The 25,386-nt window shown below is 63.0% G+C and carries 20 protein-coding genes; 15 read left to right on the top strand and 5 right to left on the bottom strand.

Going from position 1 to position 25,386, the window contains the following annotated elements:
* Positions 1-485 precede the first annotated feature (485 nt).
* From J2S71_RS05910 to J2S71_RS05865, 10 genes are all read left to right on the top strand, one after another.
* Positions 486-731: a hypothetical protein gene (locus tag J2S71_RS05910; RefSeq protein ID WP_307389628.1), complete on the top strand. Its 246-nt coding sequence runs from the start codon at positions 486-488 to the stop codon at positions 729-731.
* Positions 732-1,469, top strand: coding sequence for a hypothetical protein (locus tag J2S71_RS05905; protein WP_307389625.1), 738 nt, complete (start codon positions 732-734; stop codon positions 1,467-1,469).
* Complete coding sequence (locus tag J2S71_RS05900) at positions 1,470-2,228, top strand: hypothetical protein (RefSeq protein ID WP_307389622.1); 759 nt, start codon at positions 1,470-1,472, stop codon at positions 2,226-2,228. It begins immediately after the preceding gene.
* Positions 2,229-2,586: 358 nt separating this feature from the next.
* A complete protein-coding gene (locus J2S71_RS05895) occupies positions 2,587-4,305 on the top strand; it encodes a helix-turn-helix transcriptional regulator (protein WP_307389619.1) in 1,719 nt (572 codons plus the stop codon).
* A gap of 1,220 nt (positions 4,306-5,525) precedes the next feature.
* Positions 5,526-6,380: a hypothetical protein gene (locus J2S71_RS05890; protein WP_307389616.1), complete on the top strand. Its 855-nt coding sequence runs from the start codon at positions 5,526-5,528 to the stop codon at positions 6,378-6,380.
* Positions 6,377-7,441: a hypothetical protein gene (locus tag J2S71_RS05885; protein ID WP_307389613.1), complete on the top strand. Its 1,065-nt coding sequence runs from the start codon at positions 6,377-6,379 to the stop codon at positions 7,439-7,441. Before J2S71_RS05890 ends, J2S71_RS05885 begins: the two co-directional genes overlap by 4 nt.
* Positions 7,442-7,446: 5 nt before the next feature.
* Positions 7,447-8,121 (top strand): ABC transporter ATP-binding protein, encoded by a 675-nt coding sequence (locus tag J2S71_RS05880; RefSeq protein ID WP_021724962.1) that lies wholly within the window; start codon positions 7,447-7,449, stop codon positions 8,119-8,121.
* A gap of 680 nt (positions 8,122-8,801) precedes the next feature.
* Entirely contained in the window at positions 8,802-9,233 is a 432-nt protein-coding gene (locus J2S71_RS05875; protein ID WP_307389610.1) for a hypothetical protein, read from the top strand.
* 125 nt (positions 9,234-9,358) lie between these two features.
* On the top strand, positions 9,359-9,640 hold the full coding sequence (locus tag J2S71_RS05870; RefSeq protein WP_307389607.1) for a hypothetical protein: 282 nt from the start codon (positions 9,359-9,361) through the stop codon (positions 9,638-9,640).
* A 233-nt stretch (positions 9,641-9,873) separates the two neighbouring features.
* A complete protein-coding gene (locus J2S71_RS05865) occupies positions 9,874-10,194 on the top strand; it encodes an ATP-binding protein (protein ID WP_307389604.1) in 321 nt (106 codons plus the stop codon).
* Positions 10,195-10,944: 750 nt separating this feature from the next.
* Here the strand turns inward: J2S71_RS05865 and J2S71_RS05860 are convergent.
* Positions 10,945-13,341, bottom strand: coding sequence for a DEAD/DEAH box helicase (locus J2S71_RS05860; RefSeq protein WP_307389601.1), 2,397 nt, complete (start codon positions 13,339-13,341; stop codon positions 10,945-10,947).
* A gap of 701 nt (positions 13,342-14,042) precedes the next feature.
* Here J2S71_RS05860 and J2S71_RS05855 point away from each other — a divergent pair.
* Complete coding sequence (locus tag J2S71_RS05855; RefSeq protein WP_307389598.1) at positions 14,043-15,446, top strand: ATP-binding cassette domain-containing protein; 1,404 nt, start codon at positions 14,043-14,045, stop codon at positions 15,444-15,446.
* 276 nt (positions 15,447-15,722) lie between these two features.
* Here the strand turns inward: J2S71_RS05855 and J2S71_RS05850 are convergent, their stop codons facing one another.
* Together J2S71_RS05850 and J2S71_RS05845 are read right to left on the bottom strand one after the other, a co-directional pair.
* A complete protein-coding gene (locus tag J2S71_RS05850; protein WP_307389595.1) occupies positions 15,723-18,182 on the bottom strand; it encodes an ABC transporter permease in 2,460 nt (819 codons plus the stop codon).
* 10 nt (positions 18,183-18,192) lie between these two features.
* Entirely contained in the window at positions 18,193-18,903 is a 711-nt protein-coding gene (locus J2S71_RS05845; protein ID WP_307389593.1) for an ABC transporter ATP-binding protein, read from the bottom strand.
* A 426-nt stretch (positions 18,904-19,329) separates the two neighbouring features.
* On the opposite strand from J2S71_RS05845, the gene J2S71_RS05840 reads away from it, so the two are divergent.
* The 3 genes from J2S71_RS05840 to J2S71_RS05830 are packed head-to-tail and all read left to right on the top strand — an operon-like array spanning position 19,330 to position 22,629.
* Entirely contained in the window at positions 19,330-20,874 is a 1,545-nt protein-coding gene (locus J2S71_RS05840) for an ABC transporter permease/substrate-binding protein (protein ID WP_307389590.1), read from the top strand.
* Positions 20,871-21,653: an ATP-binding cassette domain-containing protein gene (locus J2S71_RS05835; protein WP_307389587.1), complete on the top strand. Its 783-nt coding sequence runs from the start codon at positions 20,871-20,873 to the stop codon at positions 21,651-21,653. Before J2S71_RS05840 ends, J2S71_RS05835 begins: the two co-directional genes overlap by 4 nt.
* Position 21,654: 1 nt before the next feature.
* Positions 21,655-22,629 carry a zinc-binding dehydrogenase gene (locus J2S71_RS05830; protein ID WP_307389584.1) on the top strand — a complete coding sequence of 325 codons (975 nt, stop codon included), beginning with the start codon at positions 21,655-21,657 and terminating at the stop codon, positions 22,627-22,629.
* Between the two features lie 170 nt (positions 22,630-22,799).
* On the opposite strand, the gene J2S71_RS05825 is transcribed toward J2S71_RS05830, so the two are convergent.
* On the bottom strand, positions 22,800-23,462 hold the full coding sequence (locus J2S71_RS05825) for a transaldolase family protein (protein WP_307389580.1): 663 nt from the start codon (positions 23,460-23,462) through the stop codon (positions 22,800-22,802).
* Between the two features lie 152 nt (positions 23,463-23,614).
* Between J2S71_RS05825 and J2S71_RS05820 the strand changes: the two genes are divergently transcribed.
* On the top strand, positions 23,615-24,559 hold the full coding sequence (locus tag J2S71_RS05820; RefSeq protein WP_307389577.1) for a glycyl-radical enzyme activating protein: 945 nt from the start codon (positions 23,615-23,617) through the stop codon (positions 24,557-24,559).
* Between the two features lie 8 nt (positions 24,560-24,567).
* On the opposite strand, the gene J2S71_RS05815 is transcribed toward J2S71_RS05820, so the two are convergent.
* Complete coding sequence (locus J2S71_RS05815; RefSeq protein ID WP_021726550.1) at positions 24,568-25,326, bottom strand: DeoR/GlpR family DNA-binding transcription regulator; 759 nt, start codon at positions 25,324-25,326, stop codon at positions 24,568-24,570.
* Positions 25,327-25,386: the final 60 nt, after the last annotated feature.

Raw genomic sequence — 25,386 nt, 5'->3', positions numbered from 1 at the left:
TTGCTTTCGATAGCAGCTTCCAACAATTCTATACGAGATTTAGTATCTCAAAGAAGGTCATGATCGTTCTGGGGACATGCCTTTCATGCGGGGTTCTTTTGATCGTCTATGAACTCCTTCATCTGTCTGAAGAAGCGATATCGCTCTCATGCCTTTTTCCCCTTTCAATTTTATTCACGTTATATTTTGCTTTCGAGTTGCTAATGGTGCTTCTCCCCTGGCTGAGTCTAAGATCGCGCCAGCAAATATGGATGCGTTTGTCAGGAGACGAGCTCTATTTGGGTGACCCATTTGTGAAAGTGACCATAGAGGGCAATCATGCAACGGTTGTGGTAGATCATTTTCGAGATGCTACAAATTTGCAAACGTCTCGTGTGATAGATAAAAAGCGTATCAAGGCAATGAAATACTATTTTCAAGACTATCCCCCCTTGGCAAACACATACCCATTGGACGAGATGACGGAAGCCGTCTGGGGAAAGGACATGGCTCTCATTCTTATGGGTGGCTGGTCAAGATGTCCCATTACCTGGGGCCGTGGTGGCTATGCCCGAAGGATCCGCGTGACCCCCGCGCTACCCATTGGACTTGCGCAGATGCAGGAGGCGGACAGGAAACGCCTGCGGCTCACGCTTGAGAAGCGTGGCATCCCAATCCGCGAGGTCCACGACGAGGGATGGGCGCGCAGGGCGCTGCGGGCGCTCAGGTCGAGGCTGGGGAGGGGGACCTAGATGCGCGGCGAGCCCATCACGGCCGGCTTCGCCCTCGACGAGGGCTTCCGGCGGTTCTACGCCAGGTTCACCATCTCTAAGCGCCCCATGGAGGTGTCCGCGCTGCTCTCCGCGCCGTGGGTGGCCCTCAAGCTCGCGGAGCCCGTGCTGGTCGCAGAGGACCCGCTCGTCTCCTTCTGGGTGGTCCTGCTCATACCCGCAGAGATTATTCTGTTGTTTGAGCTGCTGGCAAGCTTTTGCACCTGGCTTGGTGCCGTACGCCTTCAGAGGCTTTGGCTCCACCTCCTCGACGGGGAGTGGCACGGGAGTAATCCCATACTTGATGTGTCGGTCAGCGATGACAACATCGACGTCTCTCTCGTCAAGTATGGGCCACCAATCGGCAAGAGGCCCCGGAAATCAATCATCTCCTGGGCCCTTGTCTCATACCGGAAATTCACGCCAGTCGACGGTCGTCACGAGCTTGTCGAGGTCACGGGTTCCATCTGGGGAGAAACACGCGCGCTACTACTCCTGGGTGGGCGATCAGGGTTGTTCGCAACAACTGACCGAACGTGGCTACGCGCCCGCATCACCCCCGCGGTGCCCATAGGGTTCGCACGGATGGAGGAGACGGACAGGAAGCGCCTACGGCGCATGCTCGAGAAGCGCGGCATCCCAATCCGCGAGGTCCACGACGAGGGATGGGCGCGCAGGGCGCTGCGGGCGCTCAGGTCGAGGCTGGGGAGGGGGACCTAGATGCGCGGCGAGCCCATCACGGCCGACTTCGCCCTCGACGAGGGCTTCCGGCGGTTCTACGCCCGGTTCACCATCTCGAAGGTCCCCATGGGGATGTCAGCCTTGCTCTCCGTGCCGTGGGTGGCCCTTAAGCTCGCGGAGCCCGTGCTGGTCGCAGAGGACCCGCTTGTCTCCTTCTGGGTGATCTTGCTCATACCCGCAGAGATCATTCTGCTGCTCGAACTGTTAGGAAGTCATAATACTTGGCTCGGGGCGGTACGTCTCCAGAGGTCCTGGATTCATCTCCTCGACGGCGAGTGGCACGGGGGCGACCCCACGCTACACCTGTCCGTCCACGGCGGCCACGCCGACGTCACGCTCATGGGGTACGGGCCCCCAGCCGATGGAGGGCCCAAGCAGTCTCCTCAATGGGGCGTCAGCGCCTCCCTCGCCTCGTACCGGAAGCTCACCCCGATCGACGGCCGCCACGAGCTGGGCGACGTGACGGCGGCCATCTGGGGGGAGACGTACGCCCTCCTGCTCCTGGGCGGGCGCTCAAGGCTATTCAGGACGGTGGCGAGCGTGCGCCTGCCCGTCGCCCGGGCCCGCGTGATCCCTGCGGTGCCTATAGGACTAGCGCAGATAGAGGAGGTGGACAGGAGGCGCCTGCGCCGGGCTCTCGAGAGGCGCGGCATCCCGATCCGCGAGGTCCACGACGAGGGGTGGGCCCGGAGGGCGCTGCGAGCACTCAAGGTGCGCAGAAGAGAAAGGTCGCGCTAATGGACAAGTCTGGCGGTTTGCAGGGCCCCTCTCTTTCCCGTCGGTTCATGAGCATCCCGTCAACCAAAATCGGCGTCGACGGTGAAAATCGAGAATGGAGCACGGGGGGGTTGGAGCCACAATGTCACAGAGAGACAGACACGCGCTATCGCAGCGGAAGTGGCACCTCTGGCTTGCGGGACTGGCCGGCATGCCCTATATCGCACAAAACATTTCAGCTCCCGCTATTCCTGGCCAGTGCAATGTCTTCGCCCTTTGCATCGTGGCTGCATGTGTTGTGCTATGGGACAGATGCGAGGCCCATTCAACAGCCAAAGGAACCGCACGACTAAAGAGGGCAAGACGTATCGTTGTTCTTTTGGGCTTCTACGTCATGTTCGTCCTCGCAGCAGCGGAGACGATTGCAATCGTTCGCGGAAGAGGGCCGTTGGAATCGACCTTTGCCATCAAGGCGAATTCTTCGCTCTCACTCGTTGAGTTCTCGTGCTTCATCCTCGCTACTGTTGGGTGGGCACTTTCCTCCCCTGCGAAGGACAGCGGAGCGCCAAGCTCGTCCAGACCACTGCTGTTCTGCATAGGCATGGGGTGGCCAGCGGCATCTGTCCTGCTTTCGAAAGTGATGGGTGTCTTCTCAGCTCTAGAGTCGCTTATCCTGTGCGGCACATTTGGCATGGTTGCGGCTCTTACCTCGCAGTGGGCAGCGTCAGACTGGCGGCCCTCCCCCCCTCAGGCCATGCTTCTCCTCTGTGGCCAACTGACGTTTCTTGCGCTCAAGTCATTTGTCCTAGGTGATGTCTACTACTGTTTTTGCAGCTATATACCCTCTGCTGAATGGCTTCTCCCGCTCTCCTTGCTCGTTCTGGCTGCTCTGCCCTATCTTGCATTCCGCGCCAGACGGAAAGGGGAGCTGGAGATGGGCAGCGCAACTACGGATGATTTCGACAAGGCCAGGGCAACCCTTCGCACCATCGATAACGATGGTGCCCTGACGAATCGGGAGTTCGAGGTTCTCGCACACACGCTGACAGACGAACCCGCGCGGATGATTGCCGGACGCCTGGGTATCGCTACATCAACCGTCGCGACATTCCGTAAGCGTGGCTATGAAAAGCTTGGCGTGGATGGGAAACGGGAATTCCAATCGCTCGCGGGCGCACAGGGGGAAAGACACCCGTCTCCAGCCGAGAAAACCGATGAGGCGTCGAGGGAGGACTTCCCTACCAGCACTCTTCGAAGGATCATATGGGTTCTCGCTCTCCTGTCGGTCATTCTTCTAAGGCCCCCCGTCGATCTTGAAATCTGGGGAACGACGGTCATCGACATGCCTCGTTATCTAGCATGGATGGCAGGACTCGTCTTGGTCGTGATATCCGTCGTGAGACTTGTCTCAGGATGCACTCTCGGCACCAGGCCCCAAAGAGATGCGAACCCGCCACATGATGCTAGTCTGCCGTTTGCCTCTGCGGTCCTCCCCCTCTGTGCACTTTCGCTTCCAATCACCGTCTATCTGTCATGGATTCAGTCGCCAGAGTATCTGTTCTGGACGATACCTTGCCCATGTCTGTGTCTCACTGCCCTTGGGATGGAGGTCGTGCGGCCGGCGAGGGATTCGCCCCTCACCACGCATGCTGCCAAAGTCTTGTGCGCGGGCATGGACGCGTTTCTTGTCAGAGGCGTCGATGGGGTACTGCTAGTTGGGCTCGGTTTCATTTTCTCCGTACAGATAGGCAACATGCCTCCATCGGACATCCCCCTATGCGGTTGCCTGGCTTCCATCGTCATCAGCCTGGTCTGCACCATTGAACTAGTCTTTGCCGCCCGTGTCCCCAGACATCCACCGCACGGACAAATCGAAAGAGCCCTGAAATACCTGGAGGGGCGCGGGCTCGGAGAACTCCAGGCAAACGTTGCTTTGGGCATCGCCCTAGGTCAGAGCACGCGAGAAATCTGCTCCACCTGTCAGACGACGACGGCAACGGTCAAATCCTATAGGTTGCGCACTTATCAGATGCTTGGCGTGCACAACGTCCGGGAACTGAGGGAGCTGCTCCAACATGATGCCGGCTTGACAGGCTAGACGCAGATTGCATCCCTTGGGATGACAGACTTCAAGACCTCACCTTGTTATTGTCCTCTACGAAAGCACTCCTCACATCGAAGAGGGCAAGCATATGGCAACTCGTAGGCTAAGCCACAACAAACCACTGCTGTTCGTCCTACTACTTATGTCCGTCCTCGCATTTGAGCTTCTCACTTCACAAAGGGTAGGCGCAATGGAATCGACAGCTGACTCTGCTATGGAAAACGAAAGCGCGATCGAAACCGCCATCCATTTGAGTTCTGCGGATAGTCCTCCTTCCTTCGTTACACAATCTTGGGACGGGACATCAATTTCTTTTGCAATTAGCTATAGGCTCAGCGCAAGGTACTTTGATGGTTACAACATCGGCATCAAGCTAACCGCAAGTTGTCCTATAAATGGAACATTTACAATTAGTCTCTACCGGAATAGTTCGTTTGTGGGCTCTTCTTCGGTGCGCAGAAATGGCTATAGCGAGACCGTCTGGACAAATGTTGGTCCGGGATACTATTCGTACTACTTTTCAAAATCACAAGATGGTGCCACAGTCCTCTGTTCGAATATTGCCATGTATAGCTGGTAATTCAAGAAGGGAGGGTACAATGGGCGTATGGCTCCGGCTTAGCATGATCAAACGTCTTCAGGGCTTCATGTAAGGAGCAAGACAAGGGCAGATGACACGATCAGCGAATGTTCTATGTTAAGGAGGAGCGATGAGGAAAATTATCGCCATTCTTGCGGGATTGGCTCTCTCTATCGTCATGGTATCAGCGCCCGCCCTTGCAGGAGGCCAAAACTATGCTAAATGCTGGGAAGACCTTGCTGGAGCCCGCTGGAACGGGTATGTTCAGATACAGGCCTCATATAATGACGGTGGACGACATGCAAAGCAAGGCTACCATCGTTTCACCAGGAAAGCTGGACCTTCTCTCGATACGGGAAGGATGCACACGTCTCAGGCATCCTCACGTTATGACTCGCAAGTTCGTAGCCGTACGGACAGCGTCTGGGATTCGCCCCTTTGGGGAGATCAATACACTACGAAGTATCACTATGGCTTCTATTATTGGTAAGAGGAAGCCATGCACCGCAACACGCTGATTCCCAGCCTCCTTGTGAGCGTCCTTGCTTCGTTCGTGGCCTGGTCCGTCATATGGACACTCCAGGACAGGAGCGCAAGGGCTCATGGAATTGGCGACAACCCTGTCATGATGGGTGTGAGGAGCTCTGAAGTGGACGAGGATTCGGCGTCCGACAACGTTGCAGGGCAGTTTGCGGACATACTCTCGCGCTATGGGGTGGCCGTCATCATCGATGGCAACGGTGACGGTCACCCCATCTTGGAGGTGCTGGACCCCAGCGGCATCGTCCCCTGGCTGTCACAATATCGAGGAATGCTGGTGCCGGAAGACAGGCCGAAGGCCATCCTGTTCGAGGGCAGCTACTCGGAGGACAGGTGGGAGGATGGCTCGTCGCTCACGCTCCTCCCAAACGGCTCCCGCATCGTCGGGACCGTTGACTCCTCGTGTGGCAATGGAATCCTCCAGGCCGTTTGCGTGCCGGCGGCAGCAGACCACCTCGACCCCGGCACGTATGCGTTCTCGTCCATGCCCGAGGGGCTCATCGAGGAGCTGCGCCCCTTCCTGCGCTCCTCTGGCCTGGAGATTGCCTCCTTACGTGCAAGTCCAGTATGGCTCGAGCTGATAAGCAGCCCGATGTTTGTGATTGCCTCTCTGCTTCTTGCCTTTGGCCTGTTGACCGTCGGTGTCTACTGGAGGACTTCTCTGGGCAATCGGAGCGATGACTTCAGGCTTGTCCATATGGTGGGCGGTTCCGTGCATGCCATGGTCAGAAGGGAGTTTGCGGGCTGCGTCGCACACGTCCTTGTCGGCATCTTGCTGGGGGCGGTGGCGTCGGGCATGCTCACGCAACTGGTGAGCCAGTCACCACCTCCCGAGGGGTCCGTTGGATGGCTTTGCCTCACGACAGGCCTCTCGGCCGCGGCCCTGTTGTTCCTCAACTGGCTGGCCTTGCGCTCGTCGATAGCAAACGCGCTCGGGGACCGCACATGATTGGCGAAGTCATAGGCGGGGTATCCCTGGCATTGCGCCGCTGGCGCGAGCTGGTAGGAACAACCCTGATATTCTCACTCGTCTGCCTCGCGATGTCCCTTGTCTTGGGGGATGTCATCACCCAGGTGGAAGTGCTCCGGGGCGGGGAGGCCATCAGGAGGGAGAGGGCCGTCGCCTTCGCCCCCTTCTACCCCATAGAATCGGTGAGCATGACGAGCCCACGCCTCCTCGGCATGCTGTCCGAGAAGATAGAGAAGGGCAAGGCGTACTCCTCGGTACTCTATAATCTGGGGCTGGACAGTCCCGAGGACTTCGTCGCACCGACCATCCTGGTTGCCGGGGGGAGAGTAGGCGGCCTCTTTCCGGACCTCGGCCTGGCTCCCACTGCCCCTGGTGCCTTTGTTGGGGCCGACGTCACGCCGACCTCATCGGTGAGGTTGGGGAGCAAGCAGATCCCCATCGTGGGCAAGCTGCGCCGCGGCGCGGTGTGGTTCGATCCGTCCGCAGCCGGCATCGAGCTCGATGACCATCAGGTTCTGCAGGTGACGCCCGAGGAGTTCTCGGAACTTGACGTATACGCCAAAGAGGAGCTCGTGCTGCGTGCAGTGTTTCTCGATGCGTCAGACGACTTCATCGCAGAGTACATCGCGGAGGCGGCAAAGGGCGGACTCTACCTCGTGCCACAGCGCATTGCCATCGAACAGCCTCAGAGGTTTGCCTCGTTGATGGTGCGCGCGAGCCTGTATGTCATCTCGATGGCGGCATTTCTCCTCCTCGAGCTTCTCTCGTTTGGGGCCACCACACGGGAGATCCTAGAGCGGGAGAGAAGGGGGTTCACCATCAGACGCATGTGCGGAGCCACGAGACTGGCACTCACCGTCCGCCTGGCGTCGTTTCTCGCGATGATCGTGCTGGCGCTCCCTGTGCCGATGTGCCTTGTCCTGATGCTTGTTGGTGGGCCGGCGAGCGCGGGAGCCCTCGCCGCACTGGTCAGCCTGCCGCCAACCTATGCGGTGCTCCTCCTCACCTTCTTGCGCAGGGTGTCCCCGGGAAAGGAGTGATCAGGATGAACTGCCTTCTAAGGCTCGAGGACGTCACCAAGACCTTCCGAAGCAACCCAGAGCCAGTGGAGGCGCTGCGCGGAATCACCTTAGAGGTCCATGAGTCAGAGATGGTGGCGCTCGTAGGCCCGTCAGGGTCAGGGAAGTCCACGGCCCTGTCCATTGCGGGACTCATGCTGCGCCCCACGACGGGTACCGTCCGCCTCGTGGGCAGGGCCGTCCCCGATGACGAGCGGGACCGCGCACGCTTGCGCAATTCCCTCTTGGGAACCATCCACCAGAAGTACGTTGTGGTTGACGACATCAGCGGAATCGCCAACGTGGAGATTCCCTTGGAGTATGCCCTGCCACGCCAACCACGGCAACGAAGGCACGACCTAGCCCGTCAGTCATTGGGGAAGGTGGGTCTTGACGAGGCCACCTCCTTCCGCCGCGCATCGAGACTGTCCGGCGGGCAGCAGCAGCGTGTCGCCATCGCTCGCGCCTTCGTCAACAACCCAAGGTTGATTCTCGCCGATGAGCCCACGGCCGCCCTCGATGGCCAGCTGATCGATGTCGTCATGGGACTGCTGAGAAGCTCCTGTCGCAACGGTGCGGGGGCCGTCATCGCAACCCATGACGAGCGTGTGGCATCCAAGTGTGACCGGGTGGTCACGCTTGTCGATGGTGTGATTGCATGAGTGCTGACAAGGCCATGCCATGGCAGGACCCTTGTCTTCGCTCCCCGTATCGATGAAGGTAACGTGCAGCGCCTCAGCCGAGAATCGAGCCGTTGTACCGCACGATCACACGCCACACGAGGGCGCCCTCGGCCAGCAAGGCAACGACGAACGCAACGGCGGCGACAAGCCTCGGAGCCCTGAGTCGAGAGGGCCGCTTCTCCAGGCGCTAGCCACCTCAGGAGCCTAAGCTGCGCCAAGATGGGCTAACGGCTCCCCCGAACGCGAGGTAGGACGTCTCGCGAGACTCGCTCTCTGGGCCCTCACAAAGGAGCGCCCCGGCACTGTGGCGGTGTTCTCCCCACATAGAAGAAATCCCTTCCCCGTAGTATCACGCTGCACGCAATGCCATGCGCCCCACGGTTCAAGCGGAGGTTTGTCGCCTTCTGGCAAGTGGGACATGCATGTGCTTGATACCTGGCAATACCTTGAAACATGTCATGTGTGCGGTGGCCAATGTCATGCGGGTCGGATTGTCACCGGCCGCGACGGCGGGCTCCGTGGCGGCCAGGGGCCCGCAGCCGCCGATATCGAGCAGGGCGGGGGCGCTCTCCCTGACCGGGGAGGCGACGCGCTCCTCAGGCTCGCGGATCCGGGCCGTCTGCTCTCTCCGCGTCTTGGCCGGCGCCCGCAGGCAGGCCATGGGCGAATCGCAGACGATGCCGCCGCAGTTCTTCCCCTTATGCGAGAGCGTCACCATCATCGACGGGGTCGGCATACGGGAGTGTTTCGACCTTATCGCCTCGGGATCCGTGCTGAACAGGGGCCTTACCGCGTTCGTGGCCTTCATCGAAGTGGCGGCTGAGGTCTCCCCGGCACGCATGAGCGGCCTCGGCCCAGCCATCCCTGGGCTCGGGTGTCGACGTTCCACATCCGGCGGCGGCACGTCGTGCCGCGAGCTCGGCGTCGGCGGCATCGCTCCTGCCTGTCCCCCTGCGACGCTTGTCTCGTGTGAGCTGGAGAGCCTCGGCAGCGTTGAAGCCAAGCCCCTGCAGGTGGGAGGCGAGCCCGGCGCCGTTACCCACGGCAGCTCCCTCCGGAGGTTCGGCGTCCCGGAGGCAAGCCGGACATAACGCTGCCGGGGCGGTGCAATCGGACTGCCTGGGTCCAGTAACGTCCATGCTCCCATGAGGCCATGGCCGACTTTCGGGGCGCCGCCGACAGCGCGAGACAGGCCATTTCCAGGTCAGCCTCCAAGATGACGGTTGGCGTGTGGGTCGATGCACTGCCGCAGGCCTGTCCTTTGCGATTGACAGTCGGCCATCAAAGCGACCACGACAATCGCATTGCTATTAATCAGTGTTGGCGCAAGTGCCCAAGCAGGCAAGTCCCGCTGGCAAGCGAAGCGGCCATCGCCTTAGAATCCGAGATCGCGATGAGTCAGTTTCTGGGAAAAGGCGCTGGTCGCAATGGGGGCATGGCAGAGGCGCCGCTGACGGCGCAGGTGGCGCCCGGGTTGAGTATTGCGCGCTTCCCATAACGCCTCTTTCGCGCTTTCCTCATCACCTCCGCGCCTGGCCGTTCCGCCGCATCCGTGTCGCCCCGTGGGCTGGACGCGCTATGTCGTCCAGTCGGGAGGGGCGGTCGACACGGCGAGGAGGATACGGGCGAAGCTGGCGATGCGGCCCCGCGAGCGGGGCATGTCGAGGAGACGGGTGGCCAAGACGCGCCACGTGTCGATGGGGTCGTCCCGCGAGGTGTGTCCGATAGCCGATGAGCGGCACATCGCATGGGCAGGCGGCGCAGACAGCTCCGACGAGGAGGCCTACCGCCTCCTCCACCCCGATCCGCCTCCGCGACGCCGAGCCCGGCGAGATGATCTACGACGGCCGCGGCATCGACGGCGTGCTGACCCGCGAGACGATGGCCCGCCAGCTCATGGACGGGGCCGCCAACGTCGTGATCGGGGGCTGCGCCAGCACGGGCAAGAGCTACCTTGCCTGCCGCATCGCCAAGCAGGCCTGCAGGGTGGGATACGAGCCACTGGCCGATGGAAGAGCAGGGAAAAGGCCTTGGCAATCGGGCATGCAGTGAGCTCTTGACTCGTATCGGGAGTTCACACGAATCGACGGCCGCCACGAGCTGGGCGACGTGACGGGAGCCGTCTGGGGCGGGGGCACGCCCCCTTGCTCCTGGGCGGGCGGCCGAGGCTGTTCGATACGACGACAAGCGTGCGCCTACGCACCCCGCGGGCCCGCATCACCCCCGCGGTGCCCATAGCGCTCCCCAGGCTTGGCGAAAGGGACAGGGAGCATCTCCGCTGCCCGCTCGAAAGGCATCGCACCCCTGCCTACGAGGTCCGCGGCGGGAGGCGGGCGCGCAGGGCGCCGCGGGCGCTCAGGCGCTGATCGGCACGTGCCGTCCGCGCAAGCCACGCGGTTGTGTGGGCGCCTTCCGCTGCGTGTGGGTGTCCTTTCCCACCTCTATGGGTGCCATATGCTGCGTGTGGGTGCTTTTCTCCCGGATGCGTCTTTGGCGACCTGCTGCTTTGTGGCCCGCGTTCGTGAGAATGGCACCCACATGAATCGATTGGCACCCACGGGACACATGAGAGCAGCATTCCACACAATACGCGCCACCGGCACAGGAAAGGGGGAATGCCGGTGGCGCCTGGGACCTGTCTGCAGTGCGAGGAGAGGGTTCGCCTGCATCAGGTAGGGTAAAACACGCACACAAGTAAGTAACCCTTGTCTTACTTGCAGAGCCTATAATAACCTATGCCTTACTTTTTGCAAGCCCCTTGGGCCGAGAGGCCCGATTTGTGTGTATCCTGTGAACGCGCCGTCACCCGAGCACGCGGGCACGGGCGCCCGCGACGTCCAGCACGCCCTCGGCAAAGCCCTTGCGCACCAGCTCGGGGGGCAGGAACTCGTCGTACTTGTCAAAGATGGGCAGCTCCTTGGGATAGAGCAGGCTCAGGGGGTCAATCTCTGCGGCAAGGGCCTCGCTCAGGGCATCCAGGAACTCCTCAGCCGAGACGGCCATGCGGAACTGGATGTAGTAGGGTCGGCTCACGTCCACGCCCTTGATGCCCAGGCTCGTCGGCATGCGCAGCTTGATGACGCGCTCGAGCGCCAGGAAGGCGTACGTGCCCAGCCAGGGGAAGAGCGCCCAGGTGTCCCCTCCCAGGTTGACCAGGGACATCTGCGACTGCCCGCCGCCGGACCTCCTGGCCCCCTCGGTGATGCCCGCAGCAGCCGCCTCGTGGCGCGCGGCGGCCAGTCGTGCCCGTGCGTTGTCACGCAGGTAGGGATAGTCTCGCTGCTCGGCCAGCACCTGACGCATGCGCTCCAGGATGCGCGTGTTGATGTCGCCGGGGCACTCGCCAAAGTAGGCGGGCACCCTCCCCTTGACCTCCGTCACGTAGACGAGGCGCTTGCGGTGGTCCACCTCCTCCACGATCCACACGCTCCCCGCGATGGCGAGCTTCTCCCCCGGTGGAGGCGGCTGCACCACGGTGCCCAGCTCCTGACTGTCCGCCCGCACGGTGTACTCCTCGCTCTCCACGAACACGCCGTAGAAGCGGAAGTCGTTGGTCACACGCTCCCCGGCCAGCCCCACGATGAGTCCACCCGTCTCCGTCCGCTCGATCTGCTCGGTATCGATGAGGTGGCGCAGGAGCGTGCGGTAGTCGTCCTGCGAGACGTTCGCGAACGGCGAGAGCGAGAGCACGCGCGCCGCCAGGGCGGCCGGCGTGAGCTCCCCCGACGAGGCGAGGGTGGCCATGGTCTGGTGGTAGAGCAGACTGTAGTGCCTTCTGCCTTCGCGCGGCGGTTCCACCCAGCGTTCCTCGAGGTAGAGCTGGACCAGCGCGATGCCCTGCAGGAGCTTCCAGGGGATGGTCTCGGGCAGGAGCGCACGGGGCTCGGGCGGGTCCTCGCGCATGACGAACCACATCTCGGGCGGCTGGCCGCGCCTGCCCGTGCGGCCCATGCGCTGCAGGAACGCCGAGACCGTGAAGGGGGCGTCCATCTGGAAGGCGCGCTCGAGCCGACCGATGTCTATGCCCAGCTCGAGCGTTGCCGTGGTGCACGTGGTGAGGGTGCTCTCGGGGTCGCGCATGAGCTCCTCCGCCGACTCGCGGAAGCTGGAGGAGAGGTTGCCGTGATGGATGAGGAAGCGGTTGGGCTCGCCCCTCCTCTCGCAGTACGTGCGCAGCGTGGACGTGACCTCCTCGCACTCCTCGCGCGAGTTGGAGAACACCAGGCACGTGCGGCCGCGGGTGTATTCGAACACGTAGGCCAGACCAGGGTCGGCCTCCTTGGGCGCCGTGTCCGAGACGTCCGCCTCGAGGGCGGCGACGTCCGGCGTGGCGGTGGCGAGTGGCGTCCGGCCCTCCCCTGCACGCTCCGACAGCCGCGCTGGGCCCTCGTCCACCCGTTCGACCATGGCATCCACAGGCAGCGAGCCCCCCGTGGTGCCACCCGCACGCGCAAGCTCCCCGCCTGTGGCCCGCTCGGCAGACTGGGGGCCATGGCCATAGAAGTGCTCCATGGAGATGCGCCAGGTCTGGCCCTTCTCCCGCACGCGTGGGATGACGGTGTCGCGCCCGGAACCGGCACCCAGGATGCGTGCCGTCGCCTCGGGGTCCCCGATGGTGGCCGAGAGGCCGATGCGCCGCGGGCGCACCTGCGCCAGGCGCGAGAGCCGCTCGATGAGGCAGAGCGTCTGCGCGCCGCGATCGCCCCGCAGGAGCGAGTGGACCTCGTCTATGACCACGAAGCGGAGGTCCCCGAACAGCTTGGGGATGGCGGCATGGCGGTGCAGCAGCATGGCTTCAAGCGACTCGGGCGTGATCTGCAGGATGCCCGAGGGGTGCTTCATGAGGCGCGCCTTGTGCGAGGCCGAGACGTCCCCATGCCAGTGCCATACGGGGATGTCGCCCTCCTCGCAGAGGTCCGTGAGGCGATAGAACTGGTCGTTGATGAGGGCCTTGAGCGGGCCCACGTAGATGCAGCCCACCGTTGCGGGCGGATCCTCCCACAGCTGCGTGAGGATGGGAAAGAAGGCCGCCTCCGTCTTGCCCGAGGCCGTGAACGAGGTGAGCAGCACGTTGTCCTCGGTGGTGAGGATGGCGTCTGCGGCGGCAACCTGGATGGCCCGCAGGGACTCCCAGTCGTGCTCATAGATGAAGTCCTGCACGAAGGGCGCCAGCCGATCGAACACGCCCGTGTCTGCCATGCTCGCCCCCTGTCACGTCCACGATAGGAACACCTGTTCCTAGTATAGCGACGACGATGCCCTCTAGGGAGCATCAGATGTCCCACACGGGTATGACACGATCCGTGTGGGTGCGATTCGCTGTCGTGTGGGTGTTTTTCGCATCCCACCGCTTCCGCTGACCTGCGCATTTGTAGACAGCCCCATGGCGATTGGCACCCACACCACTCTTCCGCAGTAGCATGACTTGACTTCTCGAGCAGACTCCCTCAACGACCAGCCCTCTGAGGGCTATCTTCTTGTCAAATTTCACGTATTTGTACAGTGTGATAGTGCGTGGTATGTTGTACAACATGGGGTAGTTCGAGGAAGGGCGGGCACCACATGTACCTCAAGCAGATACCCCAGAAGAACGGCCACGTGCGGCTCGCGGTCTACGAGAGCTACCGAGACGGGGTAGGCAACAAGGCATACTCCTTCGGAAGTCTCAAAGAAAAGACTGACTTCTTCGGCTACATCCCCGATTGGGTAAAGAAAGAACGATTGTCCCCAGCATGCATGCACTGTGAGATTGAAGGTTACTGTGGTGGGGGATGCGTCATTGAACGGTCGACCAAAGGTATTCCAGCTATATGCAAGTATGAGAAGGAAAATTTTCGTCTCTTTGTGGACAGGATACTCGTGCCTCGGGTACGTCAGCTGCTATCAGAGCATCATTCGCCATGCACATAATCACACCGAACAAGCACCTGTGGTTCTGCCTCCTCTTCATCGTGCTCGAGCAGCTCATGGTCGCCCTCTCCACATGGCAGGTGACGCTCATCAGCGAGGCGCTCATGGAGGGGCACGACATCGTGGGAGGCGTCCTGCTCTTCGTCGTGCTGCTCGCCGGTGCCTATTTTCCCAGCGTGGGAATTCATGTCCAGCTCGAGCAGGCCACCTATGACCTCTATGATGCCGCACTCCATCATGTCGGCATCGCAAACTACAATGCACCGGGAGCCTACTTCAGCCGTGCCGTCCGCGACAAGAGGGAACCCTACCTCGTCAATGAGCTGTGGTCCACCATCCAGGATGACCTTGGCTATGGCGTCGATGCCCTCGAGCTGCTGCTCGGCGTCCTCTTCAACGGCACCGTCATCGCCCAGGCACTCGATGCGCGGTTCGCCGCGGCATATGGCCTGGGCTTCCTCATCGCGCTGGTGGTCATGCTCCTCTCGAGGCCAACCGTCGCCGCGTGCACAGTCTCCTCCCAGGAGCGGCAAGCCGCCCTCTTCCAGCGGGTTCGCACCGCTGTGCCAAACATCTGGCTGGGGAATCGCCTGGCGTTCGACACCTGGCGCGGGCACTTCGAGGCGGCGCTGTCGGGTTCGCGCTCGAGCCAGGTGCACCTGGTGCTGTTCCGGGACCTGCTGACCTCCCTCACGATCGTGCTGTACTGCCTTCCCTTTGGGGTGGCGCTCGTCTGGTTCGTCAGGGACAACCTGACGAACGCAGCGATGCTGGCGACGCTGGTGGCGACGCTCTCGCGGCAGGTCAACATCCTCCAGGACGTGAGCGTGCTCGTGGCCTACATCATCCAGTTCCAAGAGAAGCGCTCGCGCACCAGGCTCGTGGCCGAGAGACTCCTGCTGACACCTCGCGAGCTTCGTTCGCGGGGAACCATACGGTGGAATCTCATCAGCCTCTCACCGGCCGGGGATCCCACCGACGCCCATGCGCTCCGCTCGCTCGAGGACGTGATGGAAATCACGCACGGCCTTGGAAGCGGACGCTGGACCGTGCGGGGGCCAAATGGCGCAGGCAAGAGCAGCCTGCTCGCCCTGCTCAAGCGGGAACGGGGAGACGAGGCGTTCCTGCTTCCGGCAGACAGTGTCCTTGACATCGGGGGGCTGGACGGGCGGGAGTCCTCGACCGGGCAGGCGAAGGACGCTTCGCTCCAGGCGGCCGAGCGCGAGGTCGCAGCGGGAAAGGTCAGGCTGCTGCTGCTCGACGAATGGAACGCGAACCTCGACACGACCCTCCAGCGCAAGCATGCCGACATCCTCAGACGCGTGTCCGAGCATGCCTGCGTCATCGAGGTGCTGCATGGCCATGAGCTTTCCGCGGGGTCGGCCGGAGACTAGCTCCGTCCCTCCTTCCATATGATGCTCCACCGCCACACGAACACTCGTCACCCAGTGCGAGGTCCATCCACTTCCGTGTGGGTGTCTTTGCTGCATGTGGGTGCTTTTCGCATCCCGCAGCTTCCGCTGACCTGGTGTTTTGTCAGCCGCATCCGGGAGAAAGGCACCCACATGAATCGATTGGCACCCGCAGGGATGGAGAAAAGCACCCACATGAAGCGTACCCACACGTGGCAGGCGGCAGCCAACAGTCCGCCAGACAGCCCGGTCGCACAGCTACTCCTGCACCTTGAGGGCCTCCGCAAGCGGGACGTGCCTGATGCGCACCATGTGGATGAGGGCGACCACCAGGTAGGTGGCAATGCCAATGGCCAGCACCCCCATCAGTGTGGCGGGCGGATAGACGATCTCGATGTTGCCCGAGTAGCCTGCCATCATGTAGGCAACCAGGCCGTTGACCATCCATATGACGAGCGGCAGCGAGATCACGTACGACCCAATGACCGTCCAGGTGACCGACCGCAGGTACAGATGCTGAATCTCCCCGTTGCGATAGCCAAACACCTTCATGTAGGAGATGTAGCACGCCGAACGGTCGATGACCGTCTTGGTGAGCAGGTAGATGAGCACGATCGAGATGGGGATGGCAATCCAGAGCATCATGCCCATGATCTGGCCCATCGAGGAGTCCATCTGATCCCCCACGACCTCCATGTCGTGGGGGGTGATCTCACTGGCCACGTAGCGACCATCCAGGTTGAGCGCCGCATCCGACGCATAGCCGTTGAAGTAGTCGGGATCACCCCCCGTGACGCTGCCAAAGAGCTCGTTGAAGGTCGTACGGCTCATGTAGACGTTGGTGTCGGTCGCATTGCCCGCAATGACGCTGGGGGCAAGCGTGTAGGTGGTGTCGGTGTACTTGTCGCGGAACGTGGCCTGGCGCCCGATGGCCAGGTCGCACTTGTCCGCAAGCCCCCGGCCCACCACGATCTTTCCGCCAGAGACGTCCACGTCATCCCAGTGGCGGCTGCCCACATCTATGCCATAGATCGTGACCGACTCCATCTCGTCGCTGTAGCGACGCCTGACCTCGAGGGTCGTGGTCTCGAACTTCTCGGCGCCACCTAGGGCACCCTCGTCGTTCTCCTGGTCGTTGTAGGGGTGCGCCGCATCCTGCACGGTGGAGGCACGCGCGAGCAGGTCCATGAGGCGCTCCTGCGAGAACGACGCCTGCGGGTCCTCCACGGACGACAGCTCCTTGAGCGCGGCAGCCCCGTCGCGCTGCTCGGCCGTCTCGTCGATCTCAAGCGGTGCCTTGAGGAAGTAGATGTGATTGGCACGGACCGTCTGGGCCATCTGGCTGGCGGCATTGCGCACGATGGGCAGCATGCAGAGCCCCATGAGCAACAGCACGGACGAGAGCATGATGCCCAGGAACAGGACGGCAAAGTGCGAGGCGTTGCGCAGGAACACGCGACACCTGAACCGGCGCACGAAGGGCCAGCGATCCGGCAGGACAGCGTTCGAGCGGCGCGACGTGTGGCTCACCTCGTGACGCAGGAACGCGAGGGGCGTGGCACCCAACTTGCGCCTGATGCCCAGCCAGGTGACGAGGATGAGGAGCGCGACGGGGACGACCGTGGTCTCGACGAAGGTGGGCACGTCAAAGTAGGCGTGGAACGTCGGGAAGCTGTAGCTGCGATAATAGAGACCCGCCATGTAGCTGACGCACACGCCATAGCCGACGGCGTTGCCCACGATGGCGGCGAGCACGCCAATGACCGTAGGCAGGATGAGGTAGTGTCGCACGAGCTCGCGCGTGCGATAGCCCGTGGCGAGGAGCGTCCCGATGATAGCCGACTCCTGCTCGATCGTGGCATCGGTGAGCACCACGAAGATGAAGCCGGAGATCATGATGAGCAGGAAGAGCATGACCTGATAGCCCACTTGGTCGTGTGCGAGGTCCTCGTCGGCAAACGTGATGGAGCTGGTGGACTCGCGATCCAGCAGTTCCGTGACGATCTGCCCGTCATCCGTCAGGAGCCTTGAGACGTCCTCCTCGCGCGTCGTGCGGCTCGCAAGACCAAGGGTACGGTCGGCGAAGCGCGCGCTGTAGTGATAGGTGGTGGCGTCTCCGGCAAGCAGGTCATAGCCGCCTGGTGTCACCTGTGCCACCGAGAAGTCGAGCACGTCAAACATCAGGTCGGAGTTCTTGCGGACGAGTGCCTCATAGTCCGGCAGCACGCACTGCCCCACAATCGTGAGGTCATGGCCGCTTACGGTGACCGTGTCCCCCAGCGAGAGACCGTTGTTCGTCATGAAGATGCGGTCGAGGGCTATCTCGTCGTCAGTGTCGGGCGCACGTCCGGCAACGTAGGAGGCCGTGTCGATGTCCGTGCGGTTCTTGTAGAGGCGCACGGTCACGTTCGTGCCATCGGCCTTGCCCGCAAACGTGAGGGGCACATCCGCGTAGAAGTCCTCGGCGACCTCGGTGCCTTCCTGGGAGTCGCGCACGTCACGCAGCGCCTCGTCCGATGCCCTGAACTGCGTCGTAAACGAGAAGTCCTGCGGGTTGGATGCGGCGCGCGCATCGGCGACGATGCGCTGGATGGAGCGGGCCGCCGCAAGGTAGCCCGAGATCATGGCTATCGTAAAGCCAATGAGAAAGAAGATGCCCAGGTACTTGCTGAGGTTGTGGGCAAGCTCGCGAGGAAGGCGCTTGGTGAGGGGAGACATGGCGACCCCCCTACCACTCGAGCGCCGAGGCAGGCAGGAGCCGCTCGTTCATCCTGTCCTCCACGAGGGCGCCATCGCGGAGACGCAGGATGTGGTGAGACATGTGGCGGATGGCATCGTTGTGCGTGACGATGACCATCGTGGAGCCATAGGTCCTGTTGACGCTCTCGAGCAGCTCGAGGATCTCCTTGGACGTCCTGTAGTCCAGGGCGCCCGTAGGCTCGTCGCACAGCAGCAGCGACGGGTTCTTGGCCAGGGCGCGTCCGATGGCGCAGCGCTGCTGCTGGCCTCCCGAGATCTGGTTGGGGAACTTCTTGCGGTGATCCCACAGTCCCAGCGAGTTAAGAAGGTCGTCCACCGGGAGCGGACGCTTGGAGAGATGGCCTGCCACCTCGATGTTCTCGCGCACCGTGAGGTCGGGCACCAGGTTGTAGAACTGGAAGATGAAGCCCAGCTCGCGACGGCGGTACTCCACGAGCTCCCGATCCCTGAGGTCGGTGATGGTGGTGTCCCCCACGCGAATGGAGCCGCCATCCGCTGGCTCCAGGCCACCCACGAGGTTGAGGAACGTGGACTTTCCCGAGCCGGAGGGGCCAAAGAGCACGCAGATCTCTCCCCTGTCAAGCTGCGTGGAGACGTCCGTGAGCACCGTCACGCGCGCATCGCCCGTCCCGTAGCCCTTGCTGAGGTCGTCTATGTGGAGAAAGGCATCCTGAAACACGTCGCGCCCCTTCCGGGTGGTGCAGGGAGTACCACCCACGCCCATCCGTTTCTTATGGTTAGTCTAAGTTTACATCTTGGGGAGGCTGACGTCTCGCTCTCTACTGTCACTCCCCGTGGGTGCGATTCTCCATCCGTGTGGGTGCGATTCTCTTCATGTGGGTGCCTTTCTCCCGTAACGGCCTCCGCTGACCTGCGCATTTATAGACAGCCCCATGGCGATTGGCACCCACATGCAGCAAAAGGCACCCACATGCCAGGCAATCGGCACCCACACGAAGAGGGGCAGCGGCAGCAATCATGTTGCGCCCATGGATGTGGAGATGTGCACACAGGTATCGGCCCGTACATCACGCGTCCGCATAGCTCGGACGGCTTCGGGGCACCATAGGTCATATTGCCTCGTCACCTACTGGAAGGGGACCCTATGCCCCAGGAGACGCTGAGTCCACTCACCGAGCGTGCAGGCTGGTTTGGCGGGCTGGTCCTCGAGCATCTGGCCCTATCCGCCATCGCCATCGTGATAGCCATCGTGGTCGGTGGCCTCTTTGGCCTGCTCATCAGCGAGAGGGCCCGTGCCGCCAAACCGACGCTCGCCGTCATCAACTTCCTCTACACCATCCCCTCCATCTCGATGCTGGGCTTTCTCATCCCCCTCTCGGGGGTGGGCAACACCACGGCGGTCATCGCACTGGTCATCTATGCCCTCCTGCCCATGGTGCGCAACACGTACACGGGCCTGACGAACGTGGACCCCGCCGTCATCGAGGCGGCGCAGGGCATGGGCTCCACCGACGGGCAGATCCTGCGCAGGATTAAGCTGCCGCTGGCCATGCCCGTCATCATGAGCGGCATCCGCTCCATGGCGACCATGACCGTCGCCCTTGCCGGCATCGCCTCGTTCATCGGGGCGGGTGGCCTGGGCGTGGCCATCTATCGTGGCATCACCACCAACAACGCCGCCATGACCATAGACGGCTCGCTGCTCTGCGCCATCCTGGCGCTCCTCGTGGACGGCGTCCTCGGCTTCGTGGAGCATCGCATGCAGAAGAGCAGCGCCAAGGACAAGCGCACCAACCGGCGGCTGGTCCTGGGCACGGTGGCGACGGCGGCCGTTGCCGCCGTCGTTCTCATCGCGCATGCGCTCATGCCGACGCCCGCGACCATCCACATCGCCACCAAGCCCATGACCGAGCAGTACATCATGGGCAACATGCTCAAGGACCTCATCGAGCAGGACACCGACCTCAAGGTGGACCTCACGACCGGCGTGGGCGGCGGCACGGCCAACATCGAGCCCGCCATGGAATCCGGTGCCTACGACCTCTATCCGGAGTACACGGGCACGGGCTGGAACGAGGTCCTCAACCGTACCGATGCCTATGACGAGGGCAGGTTCGACGAGCTCAACGATGCGTATGGGAGCCAGCTCGGCCTCACGTGGGTGGGCATGTACGGCTTCAACGACACGTATGGCATCGCGGTGCGCAAGGAGGTTGCCGACCAGTACGACCTCCATACCTACAGCGACCTCGCCCGCGTGGCCGACACGCTCACGTTTGGCGCGGAGTACGACTTCTATGAGCGAGCGGATGGCTACCAGGCATTCTGTGACACCTACGGTCTGCACTTCGGCAACACGATGGACTTGGACATCGGCCTCAAGTACCAGGCGCTTGCCGAGGGGCAGGTGGACGTCATGACCGTCTTCACCACCGACGGGCAGCTGAGCACGGCAGACGCGGTGGTCCTCACGGATGATGGGGGCTTCTTCCCCTCGTACCGCTGCGGCAACGTGGTGCGCCAGCAGGTACTTGACGAGCACCCGGAGCTGCGCGGCGTGCTCGAGAAGCTCAACGACACCATCACCGATGCGGACATGGCCCAGATGAACTACGAGGTGGAGAGCGAGGGGCGCTCGCCCGAGGACGTGGCGCACGAATACCTCCAGCAGAAGGGACTGCTGTCATGAGCGACAACGAGAACACACCCCGCACGGACGCCGACACCCCCGCCATCGAATTCCGCCACGTGAGCAAGGAGTACGATGACGCGGCAACCGGCGCCACAAAGCTCGTGCTCGACGACGTGTCCCTCTCCATTGCGCGCGGCGAGTTCGTGTGCGTGATCGGCTCTTCGGGCGGCGGCAAGACCACGCTGCTCAAGATGGTGAACGGCCTCATCAAGCCCACGTCGGGCGACGTGCTGGTGGAGGGCAGGAACGTGCGCGACGTCGATCTCGTGCAGCTGCGCCGCAACATCGGCTATGCCATCCAGGGCAGCGTCCTCTTTCCGCACATGACGGTGGAGCAGAACATCGCCTATGTGCCCAACCTCTGGAACGGCAGCGACCATGCCCGCACACACGCGGCCGTGCATAAGTGGATGGGCATCGTGGGTCTCGAGAACGACCTGCTGGGGCGCTATCCCGCGGAGCTGTCGGGTGGCCAGCAGCAGCGCGTGGGCATCGCGCGGGCGCTGGCGGCCTCGCCGGACATCCTGCTCATGGACGAGCCCTTCGGTGCCGTGGACGAGATCACCCGCGAGCAGCTCCAGCACGAGCTGCGTCGCATCTTTGACGAGACGGGCATCACCATCATGTTCGTGACGCATGACATCCGCGAGGCGCTGCACCTGGCAACGCGCGTGTCCGTCGTGGACGGCGGACGCATCCAGCAGTACGCAGCGCCCGACGAGCTGGTGGAGGCACCCGCCACGGACTTCGTCCGACGGCTCGTGGCGGGGAGGTAGCATGGGGGTTCCCGAGACGATGCGTGCCGTCGTGGTGAGCGAGGCCGGTGGCCCCGAGGTGCTGCGCCCCGCCGAGGTGGCCGTCCCAGCCGTGAGGCCGGGCTGGTCGCTCGTGCGCGTGCTGGCGTTTGGCCTCAACCACTCCGAGGTGTTCACGCGCCAGGGGCTCTCCCCCTCCGTGCGCTTCCCCCGCATCCTGGGCATCGAGTGCGTGGGCGAGATGGCCGTCACGACCGACCCGCACCGGCTGCCCGAGGGACAGCGGGTCGTCTCCATCATGGGGGAGATGGGTCGTGCCTTCGATGGCAGCTACGCCGAGTACGTGCTGCTGCCCAACGAGCAGATCCACCCCGTGAGGACCTCCCTCCCCTGGGACGTGCTGGCAGCCGTTCCCGAGACGTACCATACGGCGTTCGGCTCCCTGAAGAACCTGCGCCTTGAGGCTGGCCAGACGGTGCTCGTGCGCGGGGCGACCAGTGGCGTGGGGCTGGCGTTCGCGCGGCTCGCCCGGGTCGCCGAGCCGCACCTGCACCTGGTGGGCACCACCCGCACCGACGCCCGTGCCCAGCTGCTGCTCGACAACGGTTTCGATGCCTGCGTGCTGGACACGGACGGCAGGTTGCAGACGAACGAACGCTTCGACCGTGCGCTCGAGCTCGTGGGCCCGGCCACCCTCAAGGACACCTGTCGCCATATGAGGGCGGGTGGCATCGTGTGCAGCACGGGGCAATTGGGTGGCCAATGGTACATGGATGGCTTCGACCCCATCATGGACCTGCCGGAGGACGGCTACCTCACGAGCTTCTATTCGGGCCACGTGAGCGGGGCGGCGCTCGACGGGCTGCTCGCCTTCGTGGAGACGCACGACATCGACGCCACGCCGGAGCGCGTCTTCACGCTGGCCCAGCTGCCCGAGGCGCATCGCTGGCTCGAGGGGTCGCATGGCTTCGGCAAGGCCGTCGTCGTCAACGGATAGGTACGGCTGCTTTGAGTCATTCGCAAATTTTTGCCGGTCAGTGGAGCCTTGCGGCAGTTATTTCAGAGACAACAACCCGTATACCTGCTCGTATCCGAAAACGGAGTCGTATGCATTTGCATACGACTCCGACAGACGCAGACGAAGCCAGCGACGTCCGCCGAGGTCGCCTACGCAAACGTGTCGCGCCCGAAGGCGGCGCTCCATGCCGCGCTGAACTCGTCCACGGCGACCTTGGTGCCCGGGTGGTCGAGCATGGCATACAGCACGTCAGGTGGCACCGTGACGGCGCCCACGCCCGCACGGATCAGCTCGTGCACCTGGCTGCCGTTCTTGAACGATGCGGCGCAGACCTTGGCGGGCAGCTGATTGAGTTCGAGCATCTCCTGCAGCTCGCGCACCGCCTGGATGCCATCGCCGTAGTCGCACATGCGGTTCACGTAGGGCGCCAGGTAGTCCGCACCGTTCATGGCCGCAAAGAACGCCTGGTCAGCGGAATAGATGGCCGTTGCCAGCACGCCGAGTCCCTCACGCTTGAGCTGCTTGATGGCACGCAGGCCGTCATGCGTCACGGGAACCTTCGCGTACACGTTCGTGCGCAGCGCGCAGATCTGACGCCCCTCGGCAAGGATGCCCTCGTAGTCGGTGGAGACGGTCTGCACGAAGAGCTTCTGCTCGGGGGCGAGGACCTCGTCCATCTCAGCACACACCTGCTCGGGGGTCTTGCCCGACCGCGTGATGATGGTGGGGTTGGTGGTCACACCCGAAATCGTGAGCATCTCCGAGAGCTCATGCACGGCCTGCGCATCCGCGGTGTCAAGAATCAGTTCCATGGGAGGTCCCTTCCTCTGTGATCGTTCCGTCTATGCGCACTATACCGCTTTGCCATTACTTTGTACGAAAATATTTTTTATTTCATTCGTAAGTTCTGTACCCCAGAGAGCGAAGCGAGTCGTATCATGGCAACGGAAACGAGGAGGCGTCCATGGCACACGACGGCACCGACATCACGGCAACCGTGCTCGACATCCAGAAGTTCAGCGTCAACGACGGACCGGGCATTCGCACCACCGTGTTCCTCAAGGGCTGTCCCCTCCTGTGCCCCTGGTGCTCGAACCCCGAGAGCCAGGCGCGCGAGCCCCAGATGGAGTGGAACGCAACGGCCTGCACGGGCTGCGGGCACTGCCTGGGGCTCCTCGCGCCCCATGGTGCCCGGGCCTCGGTGCGGGACGGCAAGCGCCACGTGGACGTGGCAAGCGTGGACGCGACGAGTGCCCTCGCGGCCCAAGCCGTGCGCGAGTGTCCCGCCGGCGCCCTTTCCGTCTCGGGCGAGAGGCGCTCGCTCGAGGACGTCCTCGCAGTCTGTCTGCAGGACGTCCCCTTCTACGCGGAGTCGGGTGGCGGCGTCACCTTCTCCGGTGGAGAGGCGCTCCTGTGGCCCGGCTTCGTCTGCGCCCTGGCCGACCGCCTCCATGGGCGCGGCATCTCCACCTGCATCGAGACCACCTCGTATGCCAGCTGGGACACCTTCCGGCGCGTCACCAAGCGCATGGACCTCCTGCTGTGCGACCTCAAGCACTGGGACGACGCACGCCACCAGGAGGTGGTCGGCGCACCGCTCGCGCCCATCGTGCGCAACATCGCCCGGGCCATTGGGCGTGGTGCGGACGTCCTTGTGCGCATCCCCGTCATCCCCGGCTTCAACTTCGATCCTACAGACCCCACCACGAGCGCCGAAGGCTTCTCGGGGCGCCTGCACGAGGTGGGGGCCACGCGCGTGCAGCTGCTCCCCTACCACAACCTCGGTGTGGGCAAGTACGCCCTCCTGGAGCGCGACTACGCGCTATCCGATGCGCCAGCCCTGCATCCGGAGGACCTTGCGGGCCTCATCGCAGCCTTTGCGGACCACGGCATCGAGGCGTTCACATAGGCTCTCGCCTACGCACCCTCACCCGCACACAGCAGCCCGATGCCCCGTGCCGCCAGCTGCGCGCGCACGCTGTCATCGATGCCCATGTCCGTGATCACATGCACGGGACGGCCGGACAGGTCAAGCGAGACCACGCCCCGCTGCGAGAACTTCTCCGACTCCGTCACCACGTAGACGTTCGCGGCGCGCTCGGCCATGTCGTGCACGGCCTGGGCGCGCAGGGCATCGGCGTTGGTGAAGCCGGAGCTCGCACTGTAGCCGTCCGTCCCCACGAAGAGCTTGTCCACCGAGAGCGACGCGACGGAGGCGCGCACGAGGGGTCCCACCGTCACCTGGGCGTCCATCTGGTAGTTGCCCGCCAGCAGGATCACGCTGGCATGGGGGAGGTCGCGCACGTAGGCGGCGATGAAGGCGCTGTTGGTGATCACCGTCACGTCGCAGCGGCACTCGAGGAGCGCACGCGCCGTGAGGGCACAGCAGCTGCCGCTCTCGACCATGACCGTCTCGCCATCGCTCACCAGCTCGGCCGCACGGCGTGCGATGGAGACCTTCTGCGCGTAGTGGTAGGCAAGGCGTCCGGCCACATCGTTCGTGCTGCCCAGTTCCGCGAAGCCATGCTCGCGCCGCACGAGGCGGCGCCCGGCCAGGCCATCGAGGTCCTTGCGCATCGTCACCTGCGAGACGCCCAGCTCCTCGGCAAGCGTGGCGACGTCCATCCGCCCCCGCTCGCTCAGGGCGGAAAGAATCTGCGTATCCCTACGACCCATGCGATCTCCTCACACACAGACCCTCTGTCTGCACAGGGGAAATCATAGCGACTCTCGTTC

It is taken from the genome of Olsenella profusa DSM 13989 (assembly GCF_030811115.1).
GTDB lineage: Bacteria > Actinomycetota > Coriobacteriia > Coriobacteriales > Atopobiaceae > Olsenella_F > Olsenella_F profusa.
The sequence above is the reverse complement of the archived record's forward strand: the minus strand, read 5'-3'. Positions and strand labels throughout refer to the sequence as shown.